Annotated in this window: 12 protein-coding genes; 6 read left to right on the top strand and 6 right to left on the bottom strand. The window is 75.2% G+C overall.

The genetic code is table 11. From position 1 onward, the window contains the following. Window positions 1-266: 266 nt before the first annotated feature. From ACZ58X_RS10180 to ACZ58X_RS10165, 4 genes are all read left to right on the top strand, one after another. Window positions 267-455 (top strand): YegP family protein, encoded by a 189-nt coding sequence (locus ACZ58X_RS10180; RefSeq protein WP_470333200.1) that lies wholly within the window; start codon window positions 267-269, stop codon window positions 453-455. Window positions 456-608: 153 nt separating this feature from the next. Then, window positions 609-1,874, top strand: coding sequence for a glycosyltransferase family 4 protein (locus ACZ58X_RS10175; RefSeq protein WP_470333199.1), 1,266 nt, complete (start codon window positions 609-611; stop codon window positions 1,872-1,874). Beyond that, the gene (locus ACZ58X_RS10170; RefSeq protein WP_470333198.1) at window positions 1,871-3,067 is read left to right on the top strand and encodes a glycosyltransferase; all 1,197 of its coding nucleotides are present in this window, start codon (window positions 1,871-1,873) and stop codon (window positions 3,065-3,067) included. The genes ACZ58X_RS10175 and ACZ58X_RS10170 overlap by 4 nt, the downstream gene beginning before the upstream one ends. Next, the gene (locus ACZ58X_RS10165) at window positions 3,042-3,926 is read left to right on the top strand and encodes an SGNH/GDSL hydrolase family protein (RefSeq protein WP_470333197.1); all 885 of its coding nucleotides are present in this window, start codon (window positions 3,042-3,044) and stop codon (window positions 3,924-3,926) included. Before ACZ58X_RS10170 ends, ACZ58X_RS10165 begins: the two co-directional genes overlap by 26 nt. A 134-nt stretch (window positions 3,927-4,060) precedes the next feature. On the opposite strand, the gene ACZ58X_RS10160 is transcribed toward ACZ58X_RS10165, so the two are convergent. Then, window positions 4,061-4,906, bottom strand: coding sequence for a LysR substrate-binding domain-containing protein (locus ACZ58X_RS10160; protein ID WP_470333196.1), 846 nt, complete (start codon window positions 4,904-4,906; stop codon window positions 4,061-4,063). Between ACZ58X_RS10160 and ACZ58X_RS10155 the strand changes: the two genes are divergently transcribed. Both ACZ58X_RS10155 and ACZ58X_RS10150 read left to right on the top strand, forming a co-directional pair. Then, window positions 4,796-5,983, top strand: a complete 1,188-nt coding sequence (locus tag ACZ58X_RS10155) for an NUDIX hydrolase (RefSeq protein ID WP_470333195.1) — start codon at window positions 4,796-4,798, stop codon at window positions 5,981-5,983. The two genes, ACZ58X_RS10160 and ACZ58X_RS10155, sit on opposite strands and share 111 nt — an antisense overlap. Further along, window positions 5,964-6,440: a DUF6188 family protein gene (locus tag ACZ58X_RS10150; protein WP_470333194.1), complete on the top strand. Its 477-nt coding sequence runs from the start codon at window positions 5,964-5,966 to the stop codon at window positions 6,438-6,440. The genes ACZ58X_RS10155 and ACZ58X_RS10150 overlap by 20 nt, the downstream gene beginning before the upstream one ends. Window positions 6,441-6,469: 29 nt before the next feature. Here the strand turns inward: ACZ58X_RS10150 and ACZ58X_RS10145 are convergent, their stop codons facing one another. From ACZ58X_RS10145 to ACZ58X_RS10125, 5 genes are all read right to left on the bottom strand, one after another. After that, window positions 6,470-6,844: a hypothetical protein gene (locus tag ACZ58X_RS10145; protein WP_350505656.1), complete on the bottom strand. Its 375-nt coding sequence runs from the start codon at window positions 6,842-6,844 to the stop codon at window positions 6,470-6,472. A 158-nt stretch (window positions 6,845-7,002) separates the two neighbouring features. Then, a complete protein-coding gene (locus ACZ58X_RS10140; RefSeq protein WP_360237138.1) occupies window positions 7,003-7,398 on the bottom strand; it encodes a roadblock/LC7 domain-containing protein in 396 nt (131 codons plus the stop codon). Window positions 7,399-7,480: 82 nt separating this feature from the next. Beyond that, window positions 7,481-8,581: a hypothetical protein gene (locus ACZ58X_RS10135; RefSeq protein ID WP_470333193.1), complete on the bottom strand. Its 1,101-nt coding sequence runs from the start codon at window positions 8,579-8,581 to the stop codon at window positions 7,481-7,483. Window positions 8,582-8,636: 55 nt separating this feature from the next. Then, window positions 8,637-9,020: a hypothetical protein gene (locus tag ACZ58X_RS10130; RefSeq protein WP_470333192.1), complete on the bottom strand. Its 384-nt coding sequence runs from the start codon at window positions 9,018-9,020 to the stop codon at window positions 8,637-8,639. Between the two features lie 583 nt (window positions 9,021-9,603). After that, window positions 9,604-10,611 (bottom strand): MsnO8 family LLM class oxidoreductase, encoded by a 1,008-nt coding sequence (locus ACZ58X_RS10125; protein WP_470333191.1) that lies wholly within the window; start codon window positions 10,609-10,611, stop codon window positions 9,604-9,606. Between the last annotated feature and the right edge of the window lie 46 nt (window positions 10,612-10,657).

The following is a 10,657-nucleotide window of genomic DNA, read 5'->3' as shown; positions in this document are numbered from 1 at the left end:
TACGTTCCCCCCCCCCCCCCCCCCCCCCCCCCCCCCACCCCCCCCCCCCTTCCCCCCCCCCCCCCCCCCCCCCCCCCCCCGGGCCCGTGTGCCCAGTGTGATCACCCCACCGCAGCAGCGAGCTGCCTGCCCAGCACACGACGCAACACTTCACCCTCCGCGACTCGAACGGCCGCCACCCGGCTGGGCCAACTGGCGAGCGCACCAATGGATTTGGGCCTACGGTGCGGTCCCAGGGGGCCATCGAGCGAAAGGCTGTTGACGGCATGGCTGGGAAGTTCGAGCTGTACACGGACGAGAGCGGGATGCACCGGTTCCGGCTCAAGGCGAGCAACGGGTCCGTCGTGGTGACCGGCGACCCGCAGGAGAGCAAAGACGACTGCCTGAGGAGCATCGAGTCGATCCGCAAGCTCGCGCCGTACGCGGAGCTCAAGGAGACGGCCGGGTCCGCCTGAGGCGGCGGCCGGGTCCGCTGAGGACCCCGGAGGGCCCGTGAGGGGCCACGGTAGGACGACCCGCGGGTCGGCGGTGCAAATCGCCGACCCGCGTTCGCTTGTACGACAGATCCCTTTGGCCGGGTGCACGCCGTGCGCGGACACAACACAGGCATGCGCGTCGCCATCGTCACCGAATCCTTCCCGCCCGAGGTCAACGGAGTCGCCCACAGCGTGCTGCGGACGGCCGAGCACCTGCTCCGCCGGGGCCACCGGCCCCTCGTCGTCACCCCCGCACCGGCCCGGGGCGCCCAGTGCCCGCCGCAGACCTTCGGTTCCGGCGCCGACGCGGAACGGATCCCCGTCGTCCGGATCCCGTCGGTGCCGCTGCCCGGGTACCCGCAGGTGCGGATCGCCCTGCCGAGCCGGCAGCTGGCGGCCGCGCTGGCCGGGCACCGGCCCGACATCGTCCACCTGGCCAGCCCGTTCGTGCTGGGCGCGCGCGGCATGCAGGTCGCGGCCCGGCTCGGCGTGCCCGCCGTCGCCGTCTACCAGACCGACCTCGCCGGGTACGCCCACGCCTACCGGGCCGGACGCGGGCTCGGCGAGGCCGCCGCCTGGCGGCGGATCCGGGCCGTGCACCGGGCCGCCGCCCGCACCCTGGCGCCGTCCACCCCCGCCGCCCAGGACCTCACCGCGCACGGGGTGCCCCGGGTCCAGCTGTGGCCGCGCGGGGTGGACTCGGTGCGCTTCCACCCCCGGCACCGGGACGAGGCGCTGCACCGGGCGCTAGCCCCCGGCGGGGAGGTGCTGGTCGGGTACGTCGGGCGGCTCGCGCCCGAGAAGCGGGTCGACCTGCTGGCCGCCGCCTCCGCCCTGCCCGGGGTGCGGGTGGTGGTGGTCGGGGACGGCCCCTCGGCGTCCGGCCTCAGGGCCGCCATGCCCGGCGCGGTGTTCCTCGGGCGCCGCACCGGCGAAGAACTCGCGCGATGTTTCGCCACCCTCGACGTGTTCGTCCACACCGGCCCGCTGGAGACCTTCTGCCAGACCATCCAGGAGGCGATGGCCAGCGGCGTCCCCGTGATCGGCCCGGCCGCCGGCGGCCCGCTCGACCTGGTGGCCCACCACCGCACCGGACTGCTGGTGCCGCCCCGCGACGGCGCGGCGGTCGCCCGGGCCGTCGCCGAACTCGCCGCCGACCCGGCCCGGCGGGCCGCGTACGGGCAGGCCGGGCGGGCCGAGGTGACCGCCCGGACCTGGGAGGCGGTCGGGGACCTGCTGCTGCGGCACTACGCCGAGGTGCTGGCGGAGCACCGGGGGGCGGGGGTGGCTCCTTCGCCTGCTCCGGCTCCGGCTGGGGTCGGAGTCGGGGTCGGAGTCGGGGGCGAGGTCGAGCCCGGGGCGGTGGTGCCGGTCCTGCCGGAGGAGCTGCCGGCATGACACCACCGCCCCACGGCGGGCCGTTGACCATCGTGCGGCTCGCCAACTTCGTCACCCCGGTCTCCGGCGGCCTGCGCACCGCGCTGCGCCACCTGGGCGCCGGGTACCGGGCCGCCGGACACCGGCCGGTCCTGATCGTGCCCGGCGAACGGCGCACCGAGGAGGACACCGAACAGGGCCTGGTGATCACCCTGCCCGGCCCGGTGCTGCCCGCCAGCGGCGGCTACCGGCTGCTCACCGACCGGCGGGCGGTCGCCGCCGAACTGACCCGGGTCGGCCCCGACCGGCTGGAGGTCTCCGACCGCACCACGCTGCGCTGGACCGGCGCCTGGGCCCATCGGCACGGGGTCCGCTCGGTGATGGTCTCGCACGAGAGCGCCACCGGCCTGCTGCGGACCTGGGGCCTGCCCGGCCCGCTCGCCGCCGCGGCCGCCGACCGGCTCAACGCGGCCACCGCCCGCGACTACGACTCAGTGCTCTGCACCACCGACTGGGCGGCGGCGGAGTTCCGCCGGATCGGCGTACCCAACCTGGTCCGGGCCCCGCTCGGGGTCGACCTGGCGGCGATGCGCCCACCGGCCGCGGCCGTACGGGCCGCCGAGCGGGCCCGGTACGCCGCGCCCGAGGACGCCCTGCTGGTGCTCTGCTCCCGGCTCTCCGCCGAGAAGCGGCCCGAACGCGCCGTCGAGGCACTGGCCCGACTGCGGGCACGGGGAGTGCCCGCCGTCCTGGTGGTGGCCGGGACCGGACCGCTACGGCCACGGCTCGCCGCCCGGGCCGCCCGACTGCGGCTGCCCGTACGCTTCCTCGGACACCTGAACGGGCGGGCGGAGGTCGCCGCACTGCTGGGCAGTGCGGACGTGGTGCTGGCCCCCGGACCGGTGGAGACCTTCGGGCTGGCCGCGCTGGAGGCACTGGCCTGCGGCACCCCGGTCGCGGTCAGCCGCTCCTCCGCACTGCCCGGCCTGATCGGGCTCGCCGGGGTCGCCGCCGCCGACACCGGGCCCGGATTCGCCGCCGCCGTCGCGGAGTTGCTCCGCCGACCGGAACCGGCCCGGCGGGCCGCCGCCCGGGCCCAGGCCGCACGGTACGGCTGGCCGACGGCGGTGACCGCCTTCCTGACCGCGCACGGGGCCCGGAACTCCGATGCCACGGAGAGGAGTTGGGATGAGCGTGCTCGACGCGGGGCCTGACCGGACCGCCGACGACCGGCCCACGGCAGGCGAACTGCTGCGCTTCGTCGCGCTCGGCGACTCGCTCACGGAGGGCATCGGGGACCAGGTCGGCGAACAGTGGCGCGGCTGGGCCGCCGTCCTCGCCCGATCACTGGCACCCGAGGGGCAGGACATCGAGTTCACCAACCTCGCGTACAGCGGCGCACTGACCAGCGAACTGACGGTCCGTCAACTCCCGGCGGCGCTCGCAATCCGGCCCCAACTGGCGGCCGTCCTGGTCGGCGGCAACGACACCCTACGGGCCGGCTTCGACATCCGCCGCACCACCCGGGAACTCGACGCCACCCTCGGCGAACTCTCCGGCCACGGCGCCGTCCTGCTCACCGCCTGCCTGCCCGACCCCGGCACCCTCCTCCGGCTCCCCGCCCCGCTCGCCCGACCGCTGGCCCGGCGGATGCGGGCCGTCAACACCGTCGTCCACGCCCTCACCACCCGGCACCGGGCCGTCCACCTGCACATCGCCGAACTACCCTGGTGCGAACAGCGCGGGCTGCTCAGCGTCGACCGCCTCCACCCCAGCGCCGAAGGCCACCACCTGATCGCCCGCCGCTTCCACGAACTGCTCGCCGCCCAGGGCCACCCCCTCGGCCCACCACCCAGCGCCGACCCCGCCGAACCCCCGCCCGGCCTCGCCGCCGACCTGTGGTGGATGGCCACCCGCGGCACCCGCTGGCTCGCTGCCCGCAGCACCGACCTCCTCCCGGGCCTGCTCGCCCTCGCGGCGGTCGAAGGCGCGGCCCGCCTCCGCGGATCGAGCGCCCGCCACGACGAACAGATGGCCCGAGCGGCAGCCCAGGCCCTGGCCTCCCTGGGGTGACGGCCGGGCGGGCGGGGTGAGGGAGGCGGGAAGGCGGGGTTAGGGAGGCGGGAAGGCGGCGGCCCGAGTGCGGGAGGGAGCCCGACGCTTCGCCTCGCCACCGCAGACGTCCGTCGCGCTCGGCCCCTCGCGCGTCAGTTCGGCAGCCAGTGCAGTTCGTGCGCCAGGGTTCCGGCGACGGCACGGACGCGGCGGTGCAGCGGCAACTGCTCGCGAGGGAACACCAATTGGATCGTCAGGCTGGGCGCGCCCCGCAGCGGTCGCCAGGTGAGACCGGCCGGCTGTACCGTGGCCGCGGCTTCTCCGGCCGGGGCGAGGGTGACCCCGTCGCGCAGGTCGCGCTGGGACATGTCGAAGGAGACCGCGGGCGTGTGGAACCGGGGGTGTGGTCGGGCGTCTCGGAACAGTGCGGACAGCTGATCGTGGATCACGGGGTTGGCCGCACGGTCCGGGAGTCGCAGCGGGTACGCGGCCGCGTCGGCGATCTCGATCTCCGGCTGTTCGGCCAGCGGATGGTGCTGCGCCGGCTGGACCCCGATGCGCGCACGCCGCAGCAGGAAGCGGCGTACGCCACGGCCCGGTTGTTCACCGCGGGTGATCCCGGCATCGATGCGGCCGTCGGCGACCGCGGGGGAGATCTCTGGTGTCGCCATCGGCACCGCGCGGACCTCGAGTCCGCTGTTGCCGCGCATCAGCCTGTCCACCCGGGCCGGTGCCGTCTCGGCCCCGGCGCCGAACGGCGACCCACGAGAAGACTGCTGGTGATGGTCGGGGTGAGTGATGGTCGGGGTGGGTGGGAACCATCGGGCGCGTGGGGATGTCGTCCCCCGGGAGATCAGCGGGTGAAGGAGTCGGGTGAAGGAGTCGGGGTGGAGGCGTCGGGTGTGACGGGGCGGGAGATGATGGCGGCGGCCGGGGTGCTGTTCCCGGACCGGCAGGGGCGGGTGCTGGTGGTGCGGCTGCCGTACGACCGAAAGCATCCGGTGGCGATCCCGGGTGGCGGGTGGGAGCCCGCCGACCGGTCGCCACGGGAGACGGCGGTGCGCGAGATCGCCGAGGAGTTGGGGTTCACGCCCCGGCTGGGACCGTTGGCGTGCGTCGACTGGGCGATGTCCCCGAGCCGACCGCCGATCGTGGCGTACCTGTACTGGGCCGAGGCGTTGACGCCGGAGCAGGTGTCGGCGATCCGGCCGGACGCGGCGGAGGTCGGCGGTTGGGTCTGGCTGACGGCGGAGGAGGCCGGGCACGCCCTGCCGCCGCGGCTGTCCCGCCGGGTGGCGGCCTGTCTGCGGGCACCGCGGGAGGCCGGGCCCCTGGAGCTGGAGGACAGCCGGCCGGTGGGGCACACCCTGGGGGTGCTGCCCGCCGAGGGGCCCGTACCGGAGTACACCGGGCTGGCCGCCGCGCCGGGGCTGGGGCCGGTCGCGGGGCAGTCGTCGGAGCCGCCGGAGTCGCCGGAGCCGCCGATGGACCGGGACACCTACTACGCCACCCGGCCCCGGATCCGGGCGAAAGCGCGGGCCCTGTTCACGGACGGTGACGGACGGGTCCTACTGGTGCGGCTGCGGCCGTGGGACGGGCCGCGCGGGCTGGTGCCGTACTGGACGCTGCCCGGCGGCGGGGTGGAGGCGGACCGGGAGACGCCCCGCACGGCGGCGGGGCGGGAGATCCGCGAGGAGCTGGGCTGGGAGGTCGAGCCCGGGCGCCTGCTGGCGTTGGACTGGCAGCCGGGGACGGCGGCCGATCCCGGCGCCGATCCGGCGACCGGCCGGGACACCGCCGTGCTGGTGTACGTCTACGACGGCGGGGCGGTGACGGAGGAGCTGCTCGGCACGATCGCACTCCAGGAGCAGGAGCTGGTGGAGTGGCGGCTGTGCGACCCGGCCGAGGCGCGGACGCTGCTCTCCGGACCGTCCTGGGACCGGGTGGCCGCCGCCCTCGCGGCCCGGGAGCGGGCGGGCGGGCCGGTCGAGCTGGTGCGCGGACGGCCGGTCGGTCCCGTGGTTGGGAACACGTCGGCCGGTGAAGACTGGGAGCATGCAGAACACGATCACTGAGGTACTGGCCGGTCGGACGGTCGAGGCGGTCAGCGGAGGCGACCGGCTGGACCTGCGGCTCGACGGGCCGGTGACCGTACGGGTGGTGCACGAGTTCCGCTTCGCGGCGCCGTCCTTCACCACGCCGGAGGAGGTCGGGCACTTCTTCCCGGCGCTCACCTTCCGGCCGACGCCCACCCTGCTGGCCCTGGTCGGCCGGACCGTCGACACCGCCCGGATCACCCTGGCCGGCGGCCTGGAGCTGGGCTTCACGGAGGGCGGTGAGCTGTCCGTCCCGCCGCACGCGGTGCTCGCGCCGTGGAGCGTGCTGACCGCCGAGGGGGCGGTCTGCGCGGGGCTGGCCGGCGGCGAGGTCCGGTGGGCGGAGCCGGACGGAGAAGGGCCGGCCGAGGCGGAGCCGGACGGGGCGGGGCCGGCCGAGGCGGAGCGGGACGCGGCGGGGCCCGGCGGGGCGTGAGCCGCCGCCGGGGCCGTGCCGGTGCCCGGTCAGACCTCCAGGTCGGCCTCGATCTTGATCAGCTGATGGCGGGCCATCGCCAGGTTGGCGCGGCCCTTGTCCAGCGCCAGGTAGAGGAACAGGCCCTTGCCGGTGCGACCGGTGAGCGGGCGGATCAGGTGGTACTGGCTGCTCAGCGTGATGAGGATGTCCTCGATGCCGTCCTGGAGGCCGAGCATGTCCATCGTGCGCATCTTGGCGCGCACCACGTCGGTGTTCCCGGCCGCGGCGACGTTGAGGTCAAGGCCGCCGGGGCCGTCGAGGGTGGCGAGCGCCATGCCGCTGTTGTAGTCCACCAGGGCCGCGCCGATGGCGCCCTCGATGACGGTCATGGCCTGCTTGAGCGCGCCGGCTGCGTCGGTCATTCTGATCAACTCCTGTGGGTCGGTACGTCGATGGGTCGGTCGGTTGGTCGGTTGGTCCGTTGGCCGGTTGGCCGGTTGGCCGGTTGGCCGGTTGGCCGGTTGGCTGGTCGGTCGGTTGGTCGGTACGGGGGCGGGCGGGGCGTCCGCTCCGGGACGGGTCAGAGCGCGTCGCGCGGATCCTTCGGCACCAGGGCGTCGTTGAGCAGTTCGGCGATGTGCCGGGCGCTGCGGCGGGCCTCCAGGTGGAGCCGGCCGACGTTGACGTCCGGGAGCGCCAGCAGGGTCAGCACGCAGCTGCCGCCGGCCGCGTAGGTGGCGACGTAGCCGTGCTCACCGCGCACCACGGACTCGCGGAACTCCCCCTGCCCGGTGGTGTCGGCGAGCCGCTGGGCGAGCGAGAGCGAGGCCGCCGTCATCGCGGCCAGGCCCGAGGGTTCGGTCCCGTGGGTGTCGTGCGCGACCAACAGGCCGTCCACGCTGGCCACCAGCCCGCCCGCGAGGTGCGGGACGCGACGTTTGACGGCGCGGAGTTCGGCGAGCAGCTCGGTCTCCAAGGCGATCAGTTGTCTCCTTCCGACACGCTGCTTGAGTGCCCGCCTCATGGCCGGTACGGCGGGGTCGTGGGCGGGGAGTGACTCAAAGTCGGGCCTCCAGAAGGTCTCGGACCCGGGTCAGCAGCGCGATGTCCGGGTCGGGGACGGTCAGCGGGTGGGCCGCTGCCGGGGTGGGCGGTCGGTCGGAGCGCGTGGGGGCGGGGGGTACGGGGACTGCGCGGCCGGTGGTCGCTGCGGAGCTGATGGTCGCTGCAGGGCTGATGGTCGCTGCGGGGCAGGTGGTTGTCGCGGGGCCGGTGGTTGTCGCGGGACCGGTGCCCGGGAGGCCGCGGAGGGTGGCCCCGGGGACCCTGCGGTGCAGGCCGCCGCCGGACCTAGGGGGTACGGCGGCCGACGGGACGGGTGCGGCGGCCGGTCGGACGGGTGCGGCGGCCGGTCGGACGGGTGCGGCGGCCGGCGCGGCGTGCCGGGGGGTGTCGAGCAGTCCGGCGGCGGCCAGGCGGCGGATGTCCGCCGTCACGCCGAAGCCGGAGCGGCCGAGCAGCCGGGCCAGGTCCGCCGGGGTTCTTCGCCCGTCGGCGTGGTCCAGCAGTTCGCACCGCCGACGCCCGGGCGGGCGGTGGGAGGGGCGCCTGCTGTGTTCGACCGGCCATACGGGCGCGGTGTCGAGCTGTGGCCAGGGCCAGATCCGGTCGAGGAGTTGGCGCCGGCGCTCGACCTCGCGGCCGAGCCGCGCCGGGTCGACCGGCGTCACCGTGCCGAGCCAGTGCCGGGCCTCGGACTCGAACCGCCAGGTGCCGCCGGCCCGGTCGGCGAGGACGAAGTAGGCGGCGTCGAACAGCGTTCCCAGGTGGCCGAGTTCGAGTTCGCCGCGGGTGAGCAGCTGCCGGTCGACCAGCACCTCGCCGACCCGCCCGTGCGGGCCGTGGCGGTGCAGGAGCTCGGCCCACTCCTCGGGGGTGAGCCGACCGCAGCCGGTGAGCAGGTCGGCCAGGCCGGGCGCGCGGGGGGACTCCGCGGCGGCCACCTGCCCGTCGACCAGCCACAGGATGCCGAGCGGGCCGTGCAGGGCCCCGGTGGCGCGGCGGGCGGCGAGCAGGGCGACGGCCTCGCCCGGGGTCTGCGGCGCGGCGGGTTGGACCTGGTGGCCGGCGGCTTCCGCCAGGGGCGGCGCGGCGGTCACGCGGGCCACCGCCGGAGGGCTGGCCGGAATGCGGCGGTCGGTGCGGGCCCCGTGTTCACCCCAGCACCAACTCCTCGGCGAGGGCCTGGAGGCGGAACCGGGCGACGGCGAGGTTGCCCGACTCGCGGTCGAGCCAGAGGTGCAGGACGAGCCGGCTGTCGAAGACGGTGTCGATGAAGCGGATCAGGTGGTAACTGCGGCCCGCAGTGACGATGATGTCCTCCAACGGCGAGCGCCGGTCCTCCGCCGCGGTGAAGGTCTGGCTCTCAACGGCCGCGCGCACCAGGTCGGTTGCCTCGGCGGCGGCGGTCTCGTGTTCGCCGACCGGGCTCTCGCCCAGGCTGCCGAGGGCGAGTCCGCTGCTCCAGTCGACCAGGCTCGCCGAGCGGGCTCCGGCGATCGCCATCGCTCCGGAGAGACATTCGTCGATACCCGGCACACCGGCTCCTTCGAGGGGGTCTGGGGGTGGCCGGGCGCAGCGCGGATCCGGCCGGATCGCCACCAGCAGTGGCAGGTTCGACACGGAAGGCTACTGCCGGATTCCATATGACGAACATTCCAATGGCATATTCACACCAGCTACGGCGACTTCCGGCCAAGCTGTGACGATGCGTCAACCCGACCGGACCGGCAAAACTGCTGGCCGGTCGGCTGCCACGGAACGTCACTCCTCGGTCACCTGGTGCGGGACCTTGGCCGATACCGGATCGACGCCCGGAGTTTCGAAAGCGAAAGTGCGATAAGAGGACTCGGCGCGCGCCAGGGTCGAGGGCGGGGTGCGACCGGGCATGACGAAGGGGCCCATTCCTTGACGGAACGAGCCCCTTCGGTTGGAGCGCCAGGCCCGGGTCGCACGGACTCTTCCTACTGAAAGTAGGACGTGCTCTGGTAGCACCGCTGACGCATGTCCGAGGGTTCCTGGGATCCTCCGCTTCGGAAGATCATTTCCCCTCGACGAGAAGAACAGTAGCAGGCCATCGGCCCTGGTCAGAAATCCGCCCGGACGGCCGGGGAGCAGCCGGTCAGAGCTGACCGACGGCCTCGGCGAGCAGTCGGTAGGAGTCGAGCAGGGCCGTCCGGTCGTAGGTACTGGTGGCGATCAGGACCTCGTCCGCACCGGTGCGCGCCACCAGGGCGGACAGCTCGGTGGCCGCCTGCTCCGGGGTGCCGGCGATGTGGCCCTTGAGCGACTGCTCGAACGCGGCCCGTTCGCGCGGGCTCATCGTGCGCGCCCGGATCTCGGCGGCCGGGGCCAGCGGCGGGAACTCCCCGTGGGTGCGGGAGTAGGCGCCGGCCCAGGCCTCCGGAAGGAGGAGGTCCCGGGCCTGCTCCTCGGTCTCGGCCACCGCGACCGTGCCCGAGACCACCACGTACGGTTCGGCGGCCTGCGCGGAGGGGCGGAAGCGGCTGCGGTAGGCGTCGAGCGCGGCGAGCATCCGTTCCTCCCCGCGCGCGGCGGCGATGACCAGGGGCAGCCCGGCCTCGGCGGCCAGCTCGGCGCCCGCGCCGGTGGCCAGCACGAAGGCCGGCACGTGCAGGCCCTCGGCCGGGCGGGCGTGAACGCCGCGATGCACCTGCTGGGAGCCGTCGAAGTAGCCAAGCAGCTCGGTCAGCTGGCCGCCGAAGTCGTCGGCCGCGTCCTTCTCGCGCCCGAGTGCCCGCCGGACGCCGTCGGTGAAACCCACCGAGCGGCCGAGCCCCATGTCGATCCGGCCCGGGAACAGCGCCGCCAGCACCCCGAACTGCTCGGCCACCACCATCGGCTGGTGGTTGGGCAGCATCACCCCGCCGGTACCGACCCGGATCCGGCTGGTGGCCGCCGCGACCGCAGCGGCGAGGACGGTGGGCGCCGACCCGGCCACCCCGGGCACGCCGTGGTGCTCGGAGACCCAGAAGCGGTGGTAGCCCAGCTGCTCGGTCTCTCGGGCGAAGGCCACGGTGTCGCGCAGCGCCTGCGCCGGCTCCTCGCCCTGCCTGGTCCGGGAGCGGTCGAGGACGGAGAGCCTGGTCGCGGGCGTAGCGCTGGTCACGTGGGTGGACAACGCCCACCCGCCGTACGGGCATTCCCCGGCCCGG

Source organism: Kitasatospora sp. NPDC040550, from assembly GCF_055594965.1.
This window is presented reverse-complemented; position numbering and strand designations above follow the sequence as displayed.

Coding starts and splice junctions, on each gene's coding strand:
- ACZ58X_RS10170 (WP_470333198.1), top strand. CDS start 1,871: ATGACACCACCGCCCCACGGCGGGCCGTTGACCATCGTGCGGCTCGCC.
- ACZ58X_RS10175 (WP_470333199.1), top strand. CDS start 609: ATGCGCGTCGCCATCGTCACCGAATCCTTCCCGCCCGAGGTCAACGGA.
- ACZ58X_RS10150 (WP_470333194.1), top strand. CDS start 5,964: ATGCAGAACACGATCACTGAGGTACTGGCCGGTCGGACGGTCGAGGCG.
- ACZ58X_RS10165 (WP_470333197.1), top strand. CDS start 3,042: ATGAGCGTGCTCGACGCGGGGCCTGACCGGACCGCCGACGACCGGCCC.
- ACZ58X_RS10180 (WP_470333200.1), top strand. CDS start 267: ATGGCTGGGAAGTTCGAGCTGTACACGGACGAGAGCGGGATGCACCGG.
- ACZ58X_RS10160 (WP_470333196.1), bottom strand. CDS start 4,906: ATGCTTTCGGTCGTACGGCAGCCGCACCACCAGCACCCGCCCCTGCCG.
- ACZ58X_RS10145 (WP_350505656.1), bottom strand. CDS start 6,844: ATGACCGACGCAGCCGGCGCGCTCAAGCAGGCCATGACCGTCATCGAG.